Genomic DNA, 19,123 nt, shown 5'->3' with positions numbered 1-19,123 from the left:
CTTGTCGCAAACAGCGCGGGCCTGCGCGCAGGATGTAGTCCAAATAGGCGACAGGGGCCCCCCACGGCTTGACAGGGCTGGCGCCATGGGGTGCAAATGCCCACCGACTGGCGGCCTCATCGAGGCCCCGCCGATTTCCAAGAACGGGGAAATGGATGAAAAAGAAGCTGGTGCCGCTGCTGGCGGGATTGGTGGCGGTGGTCGCCGGGGCCGCCTGGGCGCAGAGCAAGACGGTCCACGTCTACAACTGGACCGACTATATCGGCGAGACCACCCTGGCCGATTTCACCAAGTCCACCGGCATCCAGACCAAGTACGACGTCTACACCGACCTGGAGACGCTGGAAGCCAAGCTGCTGACGGGCAACTCCGGCTACGACGTCATCGTCCCCACGGCCCAGCCCACGCTCCGCAAGTTCATCCAGGCCCAGGCGGTGCAGAAGCTGGACAAGTCAAAGATCCCCAACCTGAAGAACCTGGACCCCGTCCTCATGGCCCGCCTGGCGGAGGTCGACCCCGGCAATGAATACGCCGCCATCTACCAGTGGGGCACCGTCGGCATCGGCTACAACCCGGACAAGGTGAAGGCGGCGCTGGGCACGGCCACCATCGACAGCTGGAAGCAGGTGTTCGATCCGGAAAGCGCCAAGAAGCTGGCCAGCTGCGGCATCGTCATCCTGGACAGCCCGGCCGACATCCTGCCCTCCGTCCTCAACTATCTGGGGCTGCCGCCCAGCAGCGAGAAGTCGGAGGACGTGAAGAAGGCGGGCGAGTTGATGGCCGCCATCCGCCCCTACATCAAGACCTTCGTCCCCTCCGTCATCGATCCGCTTGCCAGCGGTGACGCCTGCGTCGCCATCGGCTACTCCGGCGACGTGCTGCAGGCCCAGGCCCGTTCCGGCGGCAAGATCAAGATCGACTACGCCATCCCCAAGGAAGGCGCCCAGCTGTGGTTCGACACCCTGGCCATCCCGGCCGGGGCGCCGAACGTGGCCGAGGCCCACGCCTACATCAACTACATGCTGGATCCCAAGGTGATGGCCGGCATCAGCAACGCCGTGTCCTACGCCAACGCCGTGCCGGCCTCGCTGCCGCTGCTGAAGACGGAGATCAAGGACAACCCGCGCATCTACCCGCCCAAGGAGGTGGTCGAAAAGCTGTTCACCATCAAGCAGCTGGCCCAGCGGGCGGAGCAGGAGCGCAACCGCACCTGGACGCGCATCAAGACCGGCCGCTGAGGCCGCTGTCCAAGGCGGAACAAGAGGGGGCGCCGCCGCTTGGGGGCGCCCCTTTTCCTTGGGCGCCAACGGCTTTCCGCAGGCGGGTATTCGCGCAAATTCGCGCCTGCGGAAAAAACGCGCGGCCAGGGGCCGCAGACCCCATAGTTCCGGTGGACAGCGGGGGCGCACCCTGGCATTCAGCAGGTTCGGAACGCTTTTCCGGGCAAGCGATTCCCAATCCAGGAAGCGCCCATCGGACGTCCCCATCAGGCCCACTTCCAGCATTGTGATCAGCCGCCTCATGTCCGACGCCCCCGACCTCCGTCCCCGGCCGGCCCCGAAGAACCCGATTGGCAAGAGCCAAGCCGCCCCGCTTGAGCCCTGGCGTGATCCGAACGCCAAGCCTTATGTCCAGATCGAGAAGGTGGTTAAGCGGTTCGGCGACTTCACGGCCGTGGACAATGTCAGCCTGTCGATCTATCGCGGGGAGTTCTTCTCGCTGCTGGGCGGCTCCGGGTCGGGAAAGACGACGCTGCTGCGCATGCTGGCCGGGTTCGAGACGCCGACCGAGGGCCGCATCTTCATCGACGGTGTCGACATGGCCGGCATCCCGCCCTACGACCGCCCGGTCAACATGATGTTCCAGTCCTACGCCCTGTTCCCCCACATGACGGTGGAGAACAACGTGGCCTTCGGCCTGCGCCAGGATGGCGTGCCCAAGGATGAGATCCGCGCCCGTGTGGCGGAGATGCTGGAGATGGTGAAGCTGACCCCCTTCGCCAAGCGCAAGCCGCACCAGCTGTCGGGTGGCCAGCGCCAGCGCGTGGCCCTGGCCCGCTCCCTGGTGAAGAAGCCCAAGCTGCTGCTGCTGGACGAGCCGCTGGGGGCCTTGGACAAGCGCCTGCGCGAACAGACGCAGTTCGAGCTGGTGAACATCCAGGAGAAGCTGGGCGTCACCTTCGTGGTCGTGACCCACGACCAGGAAGAGGCCATGACCATGTCCAGCCGCATCGCGGTGATGGACCACGGCCATATCGCCCAGGTGGGCACGCCGACCGAGATTTACGAATACCCCAACAGCCGCTTCACGGCGGAGTTCATCGGGTCGGTGAACATGTTCGAGGGCCACGTCGTGGAGTCCGAGGCCGACCATTCCCTGATCCGTTCGGCCGAGGCCGGCTGCGACCTCTACGTCACCCATGCCGCCCATCTGCCGGAGGGCAGCCGCTGCTGGGTCGCCATACGGCCGGAGAAGGTCAGCATCACCAAGGACAAGCCGGCGGAGCTGGTCGAGGGCCGCAACGTCACCCGGGGCGTGGTGCGCGAGATCGCCTATCTGGGCGACGTCTCCATCTATCAGATCGACCTGCCCAGCGGTAAGCGCGTGCGGGCGACGGCGCCCAACGTGACCCGCCGCACCGAACTGCCCATCACCTGGGATGACGAGGTCTGGCTGTGCTGGCGCCCGTTCGCCGGCGTCGTGCTGACGGACTGAGGGGAGGGGACCCGCTTTGGCCGCACACCTTCCCGTCCGCCCGCCATCCCTGAAGCAGCGCGCGCTGGCCGTCACCCGCCGCCTGGGCCTCACCGGCCGTGGTGGCGTCATCCTGGGCCCCTATGCCTGGCTGGTGCTGTTCTTCCTCGTCCCCTTCCTGATCGTGCTGAAGATCAGCGTGGCGGAGCCGGCGGTGGGCATCCCGCCCTTCACCAAGCTGATCGAATGGGTGGATGGCGGCCTGGACCTGAAGATCCGCTTCAGCGGCTTCCAGGCGCTGTTCGAGGACGACCTGTACATCCTGGCCTATCTGAACTCGCTGAAGATCGCCTTCGTCTCGACCCTTTGCTGCCTGCTGATCGGCTATCCCATGGCCTACGCCATCGCCACGGCGCCGGAAAAGCGGCGCGGGCCGCTGCTGATGCTGATCATCCTGCCGTTCTGGACCAGCTTCCTCATCCGCGTCTACGCGTGGATGAGCATCCTGAAGGATGAGGGGCTGTTGAATAACCTGCTGCTCAGCCTCGGCATCATCCACGAGCCGCTGAAGATCCTGTACACCGATTGGGCGGTCTATATCGGCATCACCTATTCCTACCTGCCCTTCATGATCCTGCCGCTCTACGCCACGCTGGAGAAGCTGGACCATACGCTGCTGGAGGCGGCGGCGGATCTGGGTGCCAGGCCGTGGAAGGCGTTCCTGACCATCACCCTGCCGCTGTCGCTGCCGGGCATCATCGCCGGATCGCTGCTGGTGTTCATCCCGGCGGTGGGTGAGTTCGTCATCCCCTCGCTGCTGGGCGGGTCCGATACGCTGATGATCGGGCGCGAGCTGTGGAACCTGTTCTTCAACAGCCGCGACTGGCCGTCCGCCTCCGCCGTGGCCATCGCCCTGCTGGCCTTCCTGGTGGGCCCCATCATGATCTTCCAGCATTTCCAGGGCCGCGATCAGGACAAGGGGGCCGCCTGATGAGGAAATCCCGCCTGCCGATGATCCTGCTGGGCGCGGGCCTGGCCTTCCTCTACCTGCCCATCGTCCTGCTGGTGGTCTATTCCTTCAACGACAACCGCTCGCTGACGGTGTGGACCGGCTTTTCCCTGCGCTGGTACCACGAGCTGATCGAGGACGGGCAGATGCTGGAGGCGGCCTGGCTGTCGCTGCGCATCGCCTTCGCCACCGCCTGCGGCGCGGTGGTGCTGGGCACGCTGGCGGGCATGATGCTGGCCCGCTTCGGCGCCTTCCGCGGCCGGGCGCTGTTCGCCGGCATGATCTCCGCGCCCCTGGTGATGCCCGAAGTCATCATGGGCCTGGCCCTGTTGCTGCTGTTCGTTAGCCTGGAACAGCTGATCGGCTGGCCGGCGGGGCGCGGTGTGCTGACCATCGTGCTGGCCCACATCACCTTCACCATGTCCTTCGTCGCCGTGGTCATCCAGTCGCGCCTGGTCAGCATGGACGTGTCGTTGGAAGAGGCGGCGATGGACCTGGGGGCCCGGCCGGCCAAGGTGTTCTTCGTCATCACCCTGCCCATCATCGCACCCGCCATCGTGTCCGGCTGGCTGCTGGCCTTCACCCTGTCGCTGGACGATCTGGTCATCACCAGCTTCGTCTCCGGCCCCGGCTCCACCACCCTGCCGATGATCGTCTTCTCCTCCATCCGCTTGGGGCTGAAGCCGGAGATCAACGCGCTGGCCACCATCGTGGTGGCCGTCGTCGCCACCGGCATCGGCCTCGCCGGCTTCCTGGAAGCCCGCCGCGCCCGCATCCGTGAGCGTGAGGAAAGCCAGGCCGGCCGGGTCTGAGGACGACCTGGCCGAACTGCCGATTGCCAGCCTGCGGCCCGGGCTGGAATAGTACCTTTACAGCCGCCCCGCCCGGGGCGGTGGCGGAGAGCGGCGAAGCCCATGACCTTCACCCCCGGTTCCCCCGCTGCGGCGGGCTTTATCATGCCCGGCGAATGGCATCCGCACGACCGCTGCTGGATGGCCTGGCCCAACCGGGCGGAGACCTTCCCCAACGGGCTGGACGCCGCCCGCCGGGCCTATGCCGGCGTGGCCAAGGCCATCGCCCAGTTCGAGCCCGTGACCATCGTGGCCCCGCCGGGCGAGGTGGCGGAGGCCTCCGTTTTCTGTTCGGGATCGCCGGTCAGCGTCATCCCCGTGCCCCTGTCCGACAGCTGGATCCGTGACAACGGCCCCAGCTTCGTCATCGATGGCAAGGGCGGCATTGGTGGCGTGGATTGGGGCTTCAACGCCTGGGGCCGCAACTACGATGATTTCGACGCCGACACCCACGTGGCGGCCGAGGTGTTGAAGAGTTTGGGCCTTCCCCGTTTCCAGGCGCCGCTGATCATGGAGGGTGGGTCCTTCCATGTGGATGGCGAGGGCACGCTGATCACCACCGAGGAATGCCTGCTGAACCCCAACCGCAACCCCGGCCTGACCCGGGGGGAGATCGAGGGGCACTTGCGCGACTTCCTGGGCGTGCGCGGCGTCATCTGGCTGGGCCGGGGGTATGAGCAGGACGAGACCGACGGCCATATCGATGAGATCGCCTGCTTCATCCGCCCCGGCCTGGTGCTGGCCATGACCACGGACGACCCCGACGATCCCAACTTCGCCACCTTCCAGGACAATATCGAGCGGCTGTCCATGGCCACCGACGCCCAGGGCCGCGAACTGGAGATCGTCACCCTGCGCACGCCCGCGCGCCAGGAACAGGCCGGCGTGCGCCTGACCCTGTCCTACACCAACTTCTACCTCGCCAACGGCGGCGTGGTCCTGCCCGCCTTCGAGGACCCCATGGACGCGGAGGCGGCCAAGCTGTTCTCCCGCCTCTACCCCGATCGCCAGATCGTGCAGGTGCCGGCGCTGGACATCGTGCGCGGCGGCGGCGGCATCCACTGCATCACCCAACAGCAGCCCAAGCCCTGACGGGCTGGTCGCCGCCGGCCGTCGGTGGTCTTGCCCATGGAAGCCCCATCATGATCGTCCGGGACCGGCCTGGCCTGCTGCGGCTGTTCTTCATCCTGCGCGGTTCCATCGTCCTGCGCATCCTGCCGCAGGTGCTGGTGATCTTCGCCCTGTCGGCTGGCGTGGTGTGGGGGCGTGGCGCCCATCCCGGCTGGACGCCCGCCTTCAACGGCGCGCCCTTCGCCCTGCTGGGCATCGCCCTGTCGGTGTTCCTGGGCTTCCGCAACAACGCCTGTTACGACCGCTGGTGGGAGGCGCGCAAGGACTGGGGCCAACTGGTCCAGGCCGCGCGCGACCTGGCGCGGCAGACACTGATCATCGAGCGGGAGGGGGAGCCGAAGGCCGCCCGGCGGCAGCTGTTGCGCCTGACCATGGCCTTCGCCCATGCCTGCGTCTGCCATCTGCGTCCGGGGGTGGATGCCACCAAGGCGCGCAAGCCCCTGTCGTCCAGCCAGTTGGCGGGGTTCGAGGCCTCACGCAACCGGCCCGATTTCCTGCTGCGCCAGATGGGCCAGGTGCTGGCCGACCTGCTGGCCGGCCGCCACATCAGCGACATGCAGTATGCCGTGCTGGATGGCACGGTGGAGCGGATGTCGGCCGTGCTGGCGGCGTGTGAGCGCATCCGCAACACGCCGGTGCCCTTCGGCTACACCCTGCTGCTGCACCGCACGGCCTATCTGTTCTGTTTCCTGCTGCCCTTCGGCTTCGCCGACGTGCTGCACTGGGGCACGCCCTTCATCACGGCGCTGGTGGCCTACACCTTCTTCGGTCTGGACGCCTTGGGTGATGAGTTGGAGGAACCGTTCGGCACGCGGGCCAACGCCCTGCCCATCGAGGCGCTGGCCGACACCATCGAAATCAACCTGCGCGAGGCGCTGGGGGAGACGGACCTGCCGCCCTTGCCGCAGGCCAAGGGCCATCTTTTGATGTGAGCCGGCCGCCGCACCCCACGCCCGGGAGCGGGGAAGGGGCGCGGGGCCGAAGCGGGGTCAGTTGGGCGACAACTGGGCCTGCGCCAAGGCGCCGTCCAGGTTGGCGACGCAGCGGCTGTAGCCGGTGGTGCCGGGCATCAGGCCGACCTCGGCGCAGGCGGCGTTGTCGCTGGGCACGCCGCGGCGTTCGTGCGGCATGGCGGTGGCCAGCGCCTGGCTCAGCGTGCTGACGCAGGCGGCGTAGTCCGTGTCGTTGATCGTCAGGCCCAACGTCTGTTGGCAAGTGTGCTGGATGGTCATGGTGTCGCTGGCGGTGACCGGCATGGCGAAGGCGGCCGGGGTGGCAAAGGTCGCGGCGATCATCAGGGCGGCGGCAATGCTCTTGGTCGCGGCAGACAGAGTCCGGGTATTCATGGCCTAAGCTCCTTTACTTGGCATCGGGGGGGAGGGATTTGTGTTTCCCGCGCTGGGGATGCCAATAAGACGCCGGCCGCGTCGCTTTATTCCCGTCCTGCAAAGTTTTAGTTTTTTGCTTGGACAAGTCCGCTCAATGGCGGGATCGCATTTCGGCGCGGCGCTGCTGGCGTCAAATCTTGGCCTTCAGCTGCCGCCGCGCCTCATCCGCCAGGGGGTGCAGGGACTGGGGTGAGGCGTCGGCCACCAGGCTGTAGCCCAGGCCGCGATTGCACCAGGTGACGCCGCCCACCGTGTCCTTCTGGTGTTCGGTCATGGGGGCATCGCCATCCTGCTTCATGGGGCGCACCATCATGGCGATGCGGTTGCCGCTGTCGTCGTCATAGAAGAACAGGGCGCCGGGGCCATGGGCTGTTGCCACCAGCCGGCCGCCCATGAAGCGATAACCGGAGGCCGACAGGTCCGGAACCGCCACCGGGCGCTCCAGGCGCTTCGATATCCAGCGCAACAGCTGTTCCTGCTCGCCCGCCCGCATTTCCACCGGCCGAACGGTGTCGGCGGCGTAGACGCGATAGTTGTCCATGGCCTCCTGCGTCAGCATGTTGACCGGGGTCATGGCCCCTTTGGCGGCCATGCCGTGCATGGACCATCCCCCGGCCCCGCCGACCAGCAGCAGCGCCAGGGCGGCGGCGATGGTCCGCCAGGGGTCGATCCCGGAAGCGGCGCCGGCGCCAGAAAGCCAGGCGCGGGCGTGGCGATGCCGCCGCGCTTCGATCAATCGGGCCAGGTTCAGTCGGTCGGGCACCGGCTCCTCCACGACGGGGGCCAGGGTGGCGCGCAGGGCCGCGCGCTGGGCGGTATAGGCCGCCACGCGTTCCGCGGCGTCGGCATGGGTGGCCAGGTACTCCTCCACCTCCGCCTGACGCTTGGCGTCCAGGGCGCGGTCGACATAGGCCTGCAAGTCTTCCTCGGTGATGGGGCGACCCGCGCTCATTTCACTCTCCTGAAAAGCGACGCACCGAAAACCGGGCGGTGGACGGTGGCGCCGTCCTTGACACTCATCGGGGCGGAGGCACCCTCCATCTTCCGCGACAACTTCTCCCGCGCCCGGGCCAGGCGGGACATGACGGTGCCGATGGGAATGTCCAGCACCCGCGCCGCCTCGGCGTAACTCAGGTCTTCCACCGACACCAGCAGCAGGACGCTGCGCTGGTCTTCCGGCAGGGTGTGCAGCGCCTGCATCACATCGGTGTGGTGCAGCGCGTCCTCCTGTGTCGGCGGCCGGGCGATCATGGACTCGTCGACCACGTCGTCCAGGGCCACGTGGCCGCCGCGCCGCCGGTTCTGGCGCATGTGGCTGACGGCCAGGTTGTGCAGGATGGTGAACAGCCAAGTACGGGCATCGCCGTCCGCCCGCCGCTGGTGCCAGCGGGTGATGGCCCGCTCCAGGCAGTCCTGCACCAGATCGTCCGCCGTGGCGTGATCCTTGACCAGCGCCCGGGCATAGCGCCGGAGCGGGGGGATCAGCGGTTCCACCAGCCGCATCATATCCTGCATGGGCCACCTCCCAGGGCGCGCGTCCGCCGTCAGCGGCGGGTACGCCAGGCCGCCATGCTCTGGAACACGCCGTCCCTGAAAAGGAAGGCATGCATCAGCGCGGCGGACAAGTGGGCGATGACGGTGAGGAACAGGGCGTACGCAAGGTAGGTGTGCAGGTGGCGCAAGGTCGCGTACAGCCCGCGGTCTGGCGCCATCAGGGGCGGCAGATGTGCCGCACCCCAGACGGTGATGGGATAGCCCCCGGCCGACAGCATGGACCAACCCACCAGCGGCAAGGCGATCATCAGGGCGTACAGCACGATGTGCGACAGGTGGGCGATGGCCTTCTGGGGTGCCGGCATGTCCGCCGGCAGCGGCGGGGGGCGATGGGTGGCGCGCACCGCCAGCCGGATCAGCACCAGGACCAGCAGAGTGGCACCGACCGACTTGTGCAGCGGCACCAGCCAGGTGTGGCTGTTCCCCACGGTGGAGACCATGCCCACGCCGATGAACAGCATGCCGATGATCAGGACGGCCATCAGCCAGTGCAGCAGGCGGGCGGCGCCGCTGAAGGTATGGGGGCTCATTGCGCGGGCTCCATGGTGGCGGGCTGCCGGCCGGCGGTCGCCGGAAAGGCTGTGTCGTGGGCGAGCGCGCTGGGCGCGGCCGGCTCGCCGGTGCGGCGGGTATAGCCCACGGCGTAGACGGAGGAACGGGCGGCCAGCAGCGGGTCGTCCGATGGCGCCACGCCGGCCGGCAGGATGGTGGGGTCGAAGTTCACGTCGCGACAGGGGCCGTCATCCTCCGTCACCGCGCGGTCGATGGTCAGGGTGCCCACCTCCACGCGGCGGCGGTCCTCCGGCCAGGGCTTGGTGGCGTCGTCGGTGGGGTCGCCGACGTCGGGCAGGATGATGGACATGTGCCAGACCAGGGGGCCCTGGGCCAGGCGGCCGGCCACCTCGTCAAACAGGAAATCGCGCGGCTGGGCCGCCAGGGTGGCCTTGTCCAGTTCCTGGAACGGCGCCTCGGGCGTGAAGATCCAGCGCGCCAGCCGCGTCTGGCCCTGACCGTTGGTGAAGCGGAAGGCGTTGACGCTGTTGTAGCTGGCGTTGGCGAAGCTGCTGGGCAGGGGGGCTTTGGCCATGTAGTCGGCGAAGGCCTTGGTCTCCGGATGCCGGGCCATGTAGGCCTGGACTTTGGCCGGGTCGGGCTTGCCGGTGGCGGGATCGGGCGTGGTCGCCACCTGGAAATCCAGGAAGGCCTGCGGTGTGGCCACCGGGAAGACGGGCACGTGGTTCATGGCCATGCGCCACTGTTCCCCCGCCGGCAGCTGGAACTTCAGCGCCAGGCTGTGGAAGGTGACGCGGCCGTCGCCGGCATCGGGCACGCCGCCGGCCAGCGAGAAGCGGCCGATGACCGGTGTGGTCGCTTGGCGGAACAGGCTGGCCTTGCTCAGCGTCAGGCCTTGGCCGGTGCCGTCGAAATGGCCCACCACGCACAGGCCCTTGGCATGGGCGCGGCGGAAGCCTTCATGGCGGCCGTCGTGTCCCTCCAGGGCGTTGACGATGGGCGCGGGCTGCAGCCGGCTGGGCGCCAGCCATCCCCCGGCATAGGCGAACGCGGCGGTGGCCCCGCCGGCGACGGCGCCGATGGCCAGCAGCGACGTCAGGCCGCGGCGGTTGAGGATATCCTGTAATCGGTATGCACCGGGCATGGGCGGGGTCCCTTTCGGCCTCAACGGCCCCCCTTGCCGGGGGCCGCTACCAAGGTTGACGCCGCCGGTGCCGGATTATTCCGGACAATCCAAATTTATTTTCTGGCCAAATTTATTTTATGGCGCGTTCCCAGCGCCGCTGGCCCTCAATGGGCGAAGCTGGCGCAGTCGTCGTCTTCCAGGCCGTCCGCCTGGGGGCTGCCCTTGTCGGTGGCGGCGGCGATAGCGGTCAGGGTCAGGGCGCAGACGGCCAGGCCCGCGCCCAGCCAGGGCAGGTGACCGTAGGCGACGCCATGGTCGATGGCGATGCCGCCGAACCAGGCGCCCAGGGCGTTGCCCATGTTGAAGGCGCCCTGGTTCAGGGTGGAGGCGAGATTGGGCGCGCCGCGCGCCTGGTCCACCACCCGCATCTGCAGGGGGGAACCCACGCTGAAGGCGGCGATGCCCCACAGCACCAGGGTGGGGACGACGCCCATGGGGGTGGCGCTGGTCCACACCAGGGCCACCAGGATCAGGGTGATGATGCCGAAGGTGGTCATGACCACCGGCATCATCTTCCAGTCGGCCAGCCGCCCGCCCACCAGGTTGCCCACCGTCAGGCCCACGCCGAACAGCAGCAGGACGTAGGTCACCTGGTCGGGCGTGAAGCCCGTGACATGCTCCAGCAGCGGGGTGATGTAGGTCAGCACGCTGAACAGGCTGGCGGAGGAGATGATGCTGATCATCATGGCCATGGCGACCTGGGGGCGGCCCAGCACGCGGAACTCGCCCAGCAGGCTGCCGCCGCTGCTGCCGGGCAGGCCGCGGGGCAGCCACAGCGCCAGGGCGCCGGCGGCGATGAGGCCGATGACGACCACCGCCCAGAAGGTGGCGCGCCAGCCCAGCTCATGCCCCAGCGCGGTGCCCAAGGGCACGCCCAGGACGTTGGCCAGCGTCAGGCCGGAGAACATGAGGGCGATGGCCTGGCCCCGCTTGTGCCTGGGCACCAGGCCGGCGGCCACCACGGCGCCGACGCCGAAGAAGGTGCCGTGCGACAGCGCGGTGACGATGCGCGCCGCCATCAGCAGGCCATAGCTGGGGGCCAGGGCGCAGAACAGGTTGCCGACGATGAAGATGCCCATCAGGCCGATCAGCGCGCTCTTGCGCGGCAGGCGGGCGGTGGCGACCGCCAGGATGGGGGCGCCCACCACCACGCTCAACGCGTAGGCCGTGACCAGCATGCCGGCCTCGGGGATGCTGACGCGGAGATCCTGCGCCAGGTCCGGCAGCATGCCCATGATCACGAACTCGGTCGTGCCGATGCCGAAGGAGGCGATGGCGAGGGCAAGCAGGGGCAAGGGCACTGGAAACACTCCGGAATCGGCGGGCGCTGAACGATGTGCCCCCAGCATCGCTGAAAATGGGTAAGCGTTGTCATGCCGCGTTGCAGCATGAGCCATGCGGGTGGACGATGCCGGGAAGCCTGGGGACTGGCGGCGGGCGTCCGATGCCGGTGCCCGCCGCCCAGGGGTGGTCAATCAGAGGCGGTTAATAGGTGTACGTCGCGTTGATCATATAGCTGCGGCCCGGTTCCACGATTTCCGGGATGGCGTCGGCGTTGCGGCCGATGGTGCGATAGTAGCTGTAGTCGTCCAGCAGGTTCTGCACGGCGAGGCCCACTTGCAGGCCGCTGGCGAAGGTGTAACCGGCCGACAGGTCCAGCCGCTGGGTGGCGCGCAGCCATTCGTTCAGGGCATTGCCGCCGAAGGTGCCGAAGCGATAGCGCACCAGGCTGTCACCGCTGTAGCGGTACGACAGCGTGGTGTCGAAGCCATCCCGGTCATAGGAGAGGGAGGCGTTGAACAGCACGTTGGGCGTGCCCTGCATGGGCGAGGTATCCTCAATGCCGCTGCTGTTCAAATGGACTGCGGCACGCTGCAGCGTCAGGTTGCCGGCCAGGCTGAACCCGTCCAGCACGCCGGGCGCCAGGGGGCGCAGCTCCTGGTTCGCCGCCAGTTCCACGCCGTAGACGTGGCCGCTGCCGCCGTTCACCGGTTGCGAAATGCTGGACACCCCCGTCTGCGCCACGGCCGAGGCATGGTAGTCGGTGCCGCGATCATAGAGGTAATGCGACAGCGCCTTGTAGAAGGTGCCCGCCATGACATGGGTGCCGGTGTCCAGGGCCCATTCCCCGGACAGGTCGTAGTTAACGGACTCCGTGGGCTTCAGGTTGGGGTTGCCCTGGGTGATGCTGATGCTGCCATCGGAATTGAGCGTGGTTTGGGAGCCGCCGCCCAATTGATACAGGGCCGGCCGCATGTAGCTGGTCCAGACGGCAGCGCGATAGACGCCCCCGGCTTCCGGACGGAAGTTCACATGCAGGCTGGGCAGGGCCTCATTATAGAGGGTGCTGTTGGACTGCCACGATGACACCTGGCCGTCACCCGATGCCGTGTTCCAGTAGGTGTTGGCGATGCGGGTGTGCTCGAAGCGCAGGCCGGGAATGAACTCCCAATCGCCCCGCTTGATGCCGGCCATGACGTAGGCCGCGTATACCGCCTCGGACCCCCGCAGGGTGTTGCCGTTGTAGTCGTCGGCCGACAGCGTCCGCTGATAGGCCAGCTTCTTCAGCGCCGCCGCCAGCGCGTCGCCATCGCCCAAAGGCACGGTGTAGTCGTAGACGCCGGGGATGATGGAGGAAAGCTGGCCGTCCTGGATGTAGGGGTTGCTGGCCAGGCTGGAACCCGCGGGATAGGGTTGCAGGTCGCTGTAATCGCGGGAATAGGCGAAGCGGTGGCTCGTCACCATCTTCGCGCCCGCCTTGAGGTAATCCAGCAGCCCGTCGCCCATCTGGTAGGTCGCGTCGATATGGGCGCCCAGCTTGCGTTGCTCGCTGTAGGATTCGGTGAACTCGCCGCTGCCGTCGATGGCGGTGTAGTTGGCGGTGTTGTTGAAATACGCCCGCTGGGCGGCTGTCAGCACGGGAATGGGGTATCCCGCGCGGTTGTAGGTCAGCAGGAAGGGGCCGCCCAGGCCAGCCGTCTCATAGGCGATCTCGGCATGGTCGGGGGCCGAATTCTGGCCCCAGCTGTAGAACAGGTCGTAGTCCAGCGTCAGGCGGTCCAGGTGGGTGGTGCCGCCCAATTGGCTGGTCATCAACTCCGAGACCTCGGGGGACGTTTCAAACCAGTAGTGTTCGTCGGCGTCGTCCTCCGCGTTCAGGTAAGTGCCGTCGGCCTGCTGCACGGCCGCCGAATGGCCATCGGCCTGTAGGGCCTTCTGGTAGACTTCCTGGCGGATGTCGGACTTGGCGTAGGTGGTTCGCAGGTGCAGGCTGGTGGCGTCGCCCTGCCAGTCCAGCGACAGGTTGCCGCCATAGCGTTCCTGGGTGCCGCGCGTGAACTGGGCGTTCACGCTGGTCAGCAACAGATTGCCCGCCTTGTCCAGGCCGGGAACGCTGGCGCCCTGCTCCGAGGTGGTGCGCAGGAACTCCCACTGCCCCACCTGATAGTCCTGCATGCTGCTGACGAAATTGCGCTTGCCGTAATAGCCGGTGATATAGGCGCCGAAACGCTTGTCGGGCCCGAAGCGATCCGCCACTTCCACCTGGCCGATGCCGCCGCCGGCGTCGAGGCCGTAGTCCATCGCCCGGCCACTAAGGGTCCCTTGGGCGGAGATCCGCAGCAGCGGCTCGTCGAAATCGAAGGCGGAGTGGGTGCGGAAATCGAAGGTGCCGCCGACCGCGTCACCATCCATGTCGGGCGTGGATGTCTTGGAAACGACCACCTTGTCCATGCCGAACGGGGGCAGCAGGCTCAGTTCCACCTGCCGGCCATAGGGCATGCCCTCGGCGGCATTGGCCCCATTGATTAGGTTGACGTTGTATTCCGGATCCATGCCGCGCAGCGACACGAATTCGCCCTGACCGCGGCCTGCGGCGTCAACGCCGTTGTGGTTGCCCTGGCTGGGCGAGCCTGACGTGGCGTTGGGTGCGACCGCGACCCCGGGCAGGCGGGCCAGCGCCTCGGCCACGTTGTTGTCGGGGTTGCGCTTCATGGCTTCCGCCGTCAGGACGCTGGTGGTCCCGGTGGCGGCCAATTGATCCTCGATGGCGCGGTCGCGGGCGCGTTGGCCGGAAATCACCACCTCCCGCGCCGGACCGGTTGCCGGCAGCGTCACCGACAGATCGCCGCGGACGTCGCCCTGGGCCGGCACGTCGATGCTGCGGCGCGCCGGGCCGCCATCGCCCACCCGGGCCGTCAACTCATACCGGCCCGCCGGCAGGTCGGGGAAGGTGTAGCGGCCATCAGGCCCGCTGACCACCGTGTGTCCCCCGAGCGAGAGGATGGCGCCGCTAACGGTCTGGCCCGACGTGGCGTCGGTGACCGTGCCGTTCGCCACGCCCGCTTGCGCCCGCTCAGGGGAGGAAAGGGCCGCGACCAATAGGACGGGGAGGAGCAAGGAGGCGCCACTTAAGGTGGAGCCGGTCAGCAAGAGCCTTCTGGCCTTCTTGTACATGCGCGAGGATCCCAATTGCCATGGTGATTTGCCGCGCCCGGTTTCCAGGCCCCGGTTTCCAGGCGCGGAGCGCTTAAGGCGCTTTGTATTAATGAAAATTAAAATAACTTATCTGTATGACGAATTGGTTGCATGCAGGTGAAATAAAGGTAACTTCCTTCGGGAGTTATTGGCGATAAATGCGCGACAATTTCAATGAAGGGAGGTTCACATATATTTAAGAATCATTTTTCCTGAAGATCTTATCGGACAATTTTGGGGATATGATCCTGGTCCGCCCAGGGCTGCCTGATTGCAGCGAGACGGCATGCGTCATCGCGGCGGCCGGGCCCCCGTGGTCGATGGCCGTGATGCCATCGTCGACGTGGGCGCGAGCGTGCCGTTATCCGCCTTGGCGACGGTCCGCAATGGGCTTCAAAAAGGGGGGCGATCCGGCGGATAAAGCCAGTGGGCCGCGGCCGCGGCCGCTTTGGCGGCGTAGTCCGGCTCCCCCGGTCCCAGCAGGGGCAGGCCCCACTCCTCAACCACCCGGGCGATGCCGTCCGCATCCACGGGCAAGCCCAGTTCCTTGAGCCGCCAGGCCATGTTCATCTCTTGGCCCCAGAAGTAGACGGCTTTGGCGCCGGTATTGGCCACCATGCCGCGCACTTCCTTTTCGCGGCCCTGCTTGTGCAGGCCCAACCAGATGTCGGCCAACAGCGTGTCAACCGGCCGGCCGTCGTCGGGCCGCCAGTGGTAGGCGTCGCCTTGCCGGACGGTGATCTTGGCGGCCGCCTCGGCGGGCAGTTGCGCGAAGATGTCGGATTGCTCGATCACCGCCAGCACCTCGGGATCGAACTCCACCACCGTCACGGCGGTCACGGCGGGATTGAGGGCGGCGATGCAGGTGGCCCAACCCATGCCCATGCCCATCACCACGGTGTGACCCAGCGCCAGCAAGCAGCCGATCTCCTGGCTCTCCAGTTCCATGGGGGTCATGGACATCCAGCTTTTGAGGCCATCCCCCTCCTGGCGCATCAGCACCGCCATGTCCTGGATCATGCGGGCGGGGGACCAGTATCCGGCGCAGATCTGCAAGGGCACGAGGCGCAGGGTCCAGCGCTGGCCCTGGAAAGGACGGTAGACCGGCATGAACAGGTGAGTCGCCGGCTCGATGGGCAGGGGCGGCGGGTTGGAGGTCATGGGTAGGCTCCAGGACGCTAAGAAAAAAGCCGCCCGCGTCTGGTGCGCGAGCGGCTTTGATCGGTCAGTGGCTCAAGGCGCTGGACCTATTTCAGCTGGTCGGCCTTGCTGATGATGTGGGTGACGATGCCATAGTCCTTGGCCTCTTCCGCCGACATCCAGAAGTTACGGTCCGTATCCAGCTCGATCTTCTCCAGCGGCTGGCCCGTCTCCCGCGCCATGATGGTGTTGAGACGCTTGCGCATCTTCACGATCTCGCGGGCCTCGATGGCGATGTCGGTGGCCTGGCCACCGGTGCCGCCCATGGGCTGGTGGATCAGGAAGCGGGTGTTGGGCAGGCAGAAGCGGTTTTCCTTGGCGGCGCCCAGGAAGATATGGGCGCCGGCGCTGGCCACCCAGCCCGTGCCCAGGACCAGGACACGCGGGCGGATGAACTGCAGGATGTCGTGGATGCTGTCGCCGCTTTCCACATGGCCGCCTTGGGAGTTGATCACCAGGCGGATGGGGTCGTCGCCTTCAGCCGCCAGCGCCAGCAACTGGGCGATGGTGCTTTCCGCGATCTTCTGGTTGATCTCACCGAAGATCAGGACGGTGCGGCTCTTGAACAGGCTCTGGGCCACGGGGGAGAAGGGCGCGCCCTTCGACTTTTCCTCCTTGCCGCCCTCCGGAGCGGACTCGGGGGCGTCGTCGGGTTCTTCGTCATCGAAGCGGATCGGCAGGGTCACCAGGATCTCCATGGGAACGAACAAGACGGAGGGGCCGAACCGGCGGCCCATCCGGCCACCCCTATCAGGTAGCGGGATTCGCCGCCTCGTTCAACCCGCGCGTCGCACGTGGCTTTCACCATGATCGGCTACCCCGTCCTGTCTAGCAAGAGCGCCGTCGGGGGGCGCCGTCCGGGGCGCCGCCCGGGGCGCCGTTGAGGGGGGGTGGCGTCGGGGGCGGGCCCCGGGTAAAGGTAAACCCCGATAAGGGTCGAGACGGAGATGGCCGATGGGGCAGGGGGCGGCACCCTTCCTGGAATTGCAGGGCGTCACCAAGCGCTATCCCAACGGGACGCTGGCGTTGAGCGACATTTCGCTGGCGGTGGCGGAGGGGGAGTTCGTGGCCATCGTCGGCGCCAGCGGCTGTGGCAAGAGCACCATCCTGCGCCATGTCGCCGGTTTGATCGCGCCGTCGGCCGGCCGTATCCGTTGGTCGGCGCCGCCGGCTGCAGGCGGGATCGGCATGGTCTTCCAGGAGCCGACGCTGATGCCCTGGGCCCGCATCCAGGACAATGTCCGTCTGCCGCTGGACCTGGCCAAGGTGCCGCGGGCCGAGGCCGACGCCCGGGTGTCGGCGCTGCTGGCCCAGGTCGGGCTGGCCGATTTCGCCCAGGCTTATCCCCGCGAACTGTCGGGCGGCATGAAGATGCGCGCCTCGATCGCCCGCGCCCTGGTCACCCGGCCGCGCCTGCTGCTGATGGATGAGCCGTTCGCGGCATTGGACGAGATCACGCGGCAGAAGCTGAACGACGATTTGCTGGCCCTGTGGCGGGACCAGCGCTTCACCGCCATGTTCGTGACCCACAGCGTGTATGAGGGCGTTTATCTGGCGGGGCGGGCCATCGTCATGGCGCCCCGGCCGGGCCGCATCCATGCCGATCTGGCGCTGGACCTCCCCTATCCCCGGGATGAGGCTTTGCGCACCGACGCGCGCTATGCCACAGCCTGCCGCCAGGTGTCGCACGCGCTGGCGGAGGCCATGCGGGCGGAAGGGGCGGCGGCATGACCGCGCTGCGCCGCTTGGCCCCGCTGATCCTGGGTGTGATTTTCCTGCTGGGGTGGGAAGGGACGGTACGCCTGCTGGCCATCCCGGCCTTCGTTCTGCCGCCGCCCAGTGCCGTTGTGGTGGCGCTGCTGGCCGATCCCCAGACGCTGGGCCTGTCGCTGTGGTTCACGCTGACCGTGACCCTGCAGGCCTTCGCCCTGGCGGTAGCGGGGGGCGTGGCGCTGGCCATCCTGTTCACCCGATCCCCCCTGCTGGCCTCGGCGCTCTATCCCTACGCCGTCATCCTGCAGGTGACGCCGGTGATGGCCATCGCGCCCATCGTGCTGGTCTGGGTGGGGTATGAGCGGGTGGACTTGGCCCAGCTTATCCTGGCCTGGATCGTCGCCTTCTTCCCCATCCTGGGCAACACGACCTTGGGCCTGCGCTCGGCCGATGCGGGCTTGCGCGACTTGTTCCGCCTCTATGGCGCCAGCAAGTGGCAGGTGCTGTGGCGGCTGGAGTTGCCGTCGGCCTTACCCTACCTGCTGGCGGGCATGAAGATCTCGGGCGGCTTGGCGCTGATCGGCACGGTGGTGGCGGAGTTCGTGGCGGGATCCGGCACCGGCCAAGGCCTGGCCTGGCGCATCGTCGACGCCAGCAACCGCCTTAACACCCCGCGCATGTTCGCGGCCCTGTCCCTGCTGTCCCTGCTGGGCATCGCGATCTTCGCCCTGCTGTCGCTGATCCAGCGCCTGGCGTTGCGGCGCTGGCACGACAGCGAGGCGGGGCGCCCCTGACGCTGGATGCCGGCACCCAGCGCAGGAGGGGCTCCTGGACTACTTGTCGTAGTTCAGGAGAGAAAGAACAGGCACGTCCAGCTTCTTGCGGCCTTCCAGGAAGTCCAGCTCGATCAGGAAGCCGGCGGCGCGCACCTCGGCGCCCACGTCGCGCAGCAGCTTGATGGCGGCGTTCATGGTGCCGCCGGTGGCCAGCAGGTCGTCCACCACCACCACGCGCTGGCCCGGCTTCACCAGGTCCGCCTGAATCTCGACGGTGTCGGTGCCGTATTCCAGATCGTAGGAATGGCGGACCACGTCGCCGGGCAACTTGCCCTTCTTGCGCACCATGGCGAAGCCCAGGCCCAGCTTCAGGGCCAGGGGCGCGGCCATCAGGAAGCCGCGGGACTCGATGCCGACCAGGAAGTCGGCGCCCGTTTCCTGGATCAGGCGGGCCATGCGACCCATGGCGACGGCCCAGGCGTCGGCGTGCGCCAGCAGCGGCGAGATGTCGTAGAACAGGATGCCGGGCTTGGGATAGTCCGGGACGCCGCGGATGTGGCTTTTCAGATCCATGAGGAAGGGCCTCGGGGGAAACGGGAACGCCCCGGTCCGGGGCGCGAAATCATAGGGGA

18 protein-coding genes are annotated in these 19,123 nt (G+C 67.4%); 8 read left to right on the top strand and 10 right to left on the bottom strand.

Annotated features, from left to right (window positions below; translation table 11 throughout):
* The first annotated feature begins 155 nt into the window (after positions 1-155).
* The 6 genes from FHS74_RS05370 to FHS74_RS05345 all read left to right on the top strand — a co-directional run bounded on the left by FHS74_RS05370 (position 156) and on the right by FHS74_RS05345 (position 6,617).
* A complete protein-coding gene (locus tag FHS74_RS05370) occupies positions 156-1,238 on the top strand; it encodes a polyamine ABC transporter substrate-binding protein (RefSeq protein ID WP_184798165.1) in 1,083 nt (360 codons plus the stop codon).
* A 283-nt stretch (positions 1,239-1,521) separates the two neighbouring features.
* Positions 1,522-2,715, top strand: coding sequence for an ABC transporter ATP-binding protein (locus FHS74_RS05365; RefSeq protein WP_211106116.1), 1,194 nt, complete (start codon positions 1,522-1,524; stop codon positions 2,713-2,715).
* A 64-nt stretch (positions 2,716-2,779) separates the two neighbouring features.
* On the top strand, positions 2,780-3,685 hold the full coding sequence (locus FHS74_RS05360; protein WP_184798304.1) for an ABC transporter permease subunit: 906 nt from the start codon (positions 2,780-2,782) through the stop codon (positions 3,683-3,685).
* Positions 3,685-4,515, top strand: a complete 831-nt coding sequence (locus FHS74_RS05355) for an ABC transporter permease subunit (protein WP_184798163.1) — start codon at positions 3,685-3,687, stop codon at positions 4,513-4,515. The genes FHS74_RS05360 and FHS74_RS05355 overlap by 1 nt, the downstream gene beginning before the upstream one ends.
* Before the next feature lie 102 nt (positions 4,516-4,617).
* Positions 4,618-5,646 (top strand): agmatine deiminase family protein, encoded by a 1,029-nt coding sequence (locus FHS74_RS05350; RefSeq protein WP_184798161.1) that lies wholly within the window; start codon positions 4,618-4,620, stop codon positions 5,644-5,646.
* A 50-nt stretch (positions 5,647-5,696) separates the two neighbouring features.
* Positions 5,697-6,617 (top strand): bestrophin family protein, encoded by a 921-nt coding sequence (locus tag FHS74_RS05345; protein ID WP_184798159.1) that lies wholly within the window; start codon positions 5,697-5,699, stop codon positions 6,615-6,617.
* 57 nt (positions 6,618-6,674) lie between these two features.
* On the opposite strand, the gene FHS74_RS05340 is transcribed toward FHS74_RS05345, so the two are convergent.
* The 9 genes from FHS74_RS05340 to FHS74_RS05300 form a co-directional block, all read right to left on the bottom strand.
* A complete protein-coding gene (locus tag FHS74_RS05340; protein WP_184798157.1) occupies positions 6,675-7,031 on the bottom strand; it encodes a hypothetical protein in 357 nt (118 codons plus the stop codon).
* Positions 7,032-7,203: 172 nt separating this feature from the next.
* The gene (locus FHS74_RS05335) at positions 7,204-8,025 is read right to left on the bottom strand and encodes an anti-sigma factor family protein (RefSeq protein WP_184798154.1); all 822 of its coding nucleotides are present in this window, start codon (positions 8,023-8,025) and stop codon (positions 7,204-7,206) included.
* The gene (locus FHS74_RS05330; RefSeq protein ID WP_184798152.1) at positions 8,022-8,588 is read right to left on the bottom strand and encodes a sigma-70 family RNA polymerase sigma factor; all 567 of its coding nucleotides are present in this window, start codon (positions 8,586-8,588) and stop codon (positions 8,022-8,024) included. The genes FHS74_RS05335 and FHS74_RS05330 overlap by 4 nt, the downstream gene beginning before the upstream one ends.
* A gap of 29 nt (positions 8,589-8,617) precedes the next feature.
* The gene (locus FHS74_RS05325) at positions 8,618-9,157 is read right to left on the bottom strand and encodes a cytochrome b (RefSeq protein WP_184798150.1); all 540 of its coding nucleotides are present in this window, start codon (positions 9,155-9,157) and stop codon (positions 8,618-8,620) included.
* Positions 9,154-10,284 carry a catalase family peroxidase gene (locus FHS74_RS05320; RefSeq protein WP_184798148.1) on the bottom strand — a complete coding sequence of 377 codons (1,131 nt, stop codon included), beginning with the start codon at positions 10,282-10,284 and terminating at the stop codon, positions 9,154-9,156. Before FHS74_RS05320 ends, FHS74_RS05325 begins: the two co-directional genes overlap by 4 nt.
* Positions 10,285-10,430: 146 nt before the next feature.
* Positions 10,431-11,627, bottom strand: coding sequence for an MFS transporter (locus FHS74_RS05315; protein ID WP_184798146.1), 1,197 nt, complete (start codon positions 11,625-11,627; stop codon positions 10,431-10,433).
* Positions 11,628-11,811: 184 nt separating this feature from the next.
* The gene (locus tag FHS74_RS05310; protein WP_184798144.1) at positions 11,812-14,724 is read right to left on the bottom strand and encodes a TonB-dependent receptor; all 2,913 of its coding nucleotides are present in this window, start codon (positions 14,722-14,724) and stop codon (positions 11,812-11,814) included.
* Positions 14,725-15,195: 471 nt separating this feature from the next.
* Positions 15,196-15,963, bottom strand: coding sequence for a class I SAM-dependent methyltransferase (locus FHS74_RS05305; RefSeq protein WP_184798142.1), 768 nt, complete (start codon positions 15,961-15,963; stop codon positions 15,196-15,198).
* 86 nt (positions 15,964-16,049) lie between these two features.
* Entirely contained in the window at positions 16,050-16,739 is a 690-nt protein-coding gene (locus FHS74_RS05300; protein ID WP_425491258.1) for an ATP-dependent Clp protease proteolytic subunit, read from the bottom strand.
* Positions 16,740-16,956: 217 nt separating this feature from the next.
* Between FHS74_RS05300 and FHS74_RS05295 the strand changes: the two genes are divergently transcribed.
* Positions 16,957-17,733: an ABC transporter ATP-binding protein gene (locus FHS74_RS05295; protein WP_184798140.1), complete on the top strand. Its 777-nt coding sequence runs from the start codon at positions 16,957-16,959 to the stop codon at positions 17,731-17,733.
* Entirely contained in the window at positions 17,730-18,509 is a 780-nt protein-coding gene (locus tag FHS74_RS05290) for an ABC transporter permease (RefSeq protein ID WP_184798138.1), read from the top strand. Before FHS74_RS05295 ends, FHS74_RS05290 begins: the two co-directional genes overlap by 4 nt.
* 39 nt (positions 18,510-18,548) lie before the next feature.
* Here the strand turns inward: FHS74_RS05290 and FHS74_RS05285 are convergent, their stop codons facing one another.
* Complete coding sequence (locus tag FHS74_RS05285; RefSeq protein WP_184798136.1) at positions 18,549-19,064, bottom strand: adenine phosphoribosyltransferase; 516 nt, start codon at positions 19,062-19,064, stop codon at positions 18,549-18,551.
* Positions 19,065-19,123 lie beyond the last annotated feature (59 nt).

Origin of the sequence: Nitrospirillum iridis (assembly GCF_014205765.1) — a bacterium.
Lineage (GTDB): Bacteria > Pseudomonadota > Alphaproteobacteria > Azospirillales > Azospirillaceae > Nitrospirillum > Nitrospirillum iridis.
Note: the sequence above shows the minus strand (reverse complement) of the source record. Positions and strands in the feature narration are given on the sequence as shown.

Coding starts and splice junctions, on each gene's coding strand:
- FHS74_RS05370 (WP_184798165.1), top strand. CDS start 156: ATGAAAAAGAAGCTGGTGCCGCTGCTGGCGGGATTGGTGGCGGTGGTC.
- FHS74_RS05365 (WP_211106116.1), top strand. CDS start 1,522: ATGTCCGACGCCCCCGACCTCCGTCCCCGGCCGGCCCCGAAGAACCCG.
- FHS74_RS05355 (WP_184798163.1), top strand. CDS start 3,685: ATGAGGAAATCCCGCCTGCCGATGATCCTGCTGGGCGCGGGCCTGGCC.
- FHS74_RS05350 (WP_184798161.1), top strand. CDS start 4,618: ATGACCTTCACCCCCGGTTCCCCCGCTGCGGCGGGCTTTATCATGCCC.
- FHS74_RS05345 (WP_184798159.1), top strand. CDS start 5,697: ATGATCGTCCGGGACCGGCCTGGCCTGCTGCGGCTGTTCTTCATCCTG.
- FHS74_RS05340 (WP_184798157.1), bottom strand. CDS start 7,031: ATGAATACCCGGACTCTGTCTGCCGCGACCAAGAGCATTGCCGCCGCC.
- FHS74_RS05335 (WP_184798154.1), bottom strand. CDS start 8,025: ATGAGCGCGGGTCGCCCCATCACCGAGGAAGACTTGCAGGCCTATGTC.
- FHS74_RS05330 (WP_184798152.1), bottom strand. CDS start 8,588: ATGCAGGATATGATGCGGCTGGTGGAACCGCTGATCCCCCCGCTCCGG.
- FHS74_RS05325 (WP_184798150.1), bottom strand. CDS start 9,157: ATGAGCCCCCATACCTTCAGCGGCGCCGCCCGCCTGCTGCACTGGCTG.
- FHS74_RS05320 (WP_184798148.1), bottom strand. CDS start 10,284: ATGCCCGGTGCATACCGATTACAGGATATCCTCAACCGCCGCGGCCTG.
- FHS74_RS05305 (WP_184798142.1), bottom strand. CDS start 15,963: ATGACCTCCAACCCGCCGCCCCTGCCCATCGAGCCGGCGACTCACCTG.
- FHS74_RS05300 (WP_425491258.1), bottom strand. CDS start 16,739: ATGGGCCGCCGGTTCGGCCCCTCCGTCTTGTTCGTTCCCATGGAGATC.
- FHS74_RS05295 (WP_184798140.1), top strand. CDS start 16,957: ATGGGGCAGGGGGCGGCACCCTTCCTGGAATTGCAGGGCGTCACCAAG.
- FHS74_RS05290 (WP_184798138.1), top strand. CDS start 17,730: ATGACCGCGCTGCGCCGCTTGGCCCCGCTGATCCTGGGTGTGATTTTC.
- FHS74_RS05285 (WP_184798136.1), bottom strand. CDS start 19,064: ATGGATCTGAAAAGCCACATCCGCGGCGTCCCGGACTATCCCAAGCCC.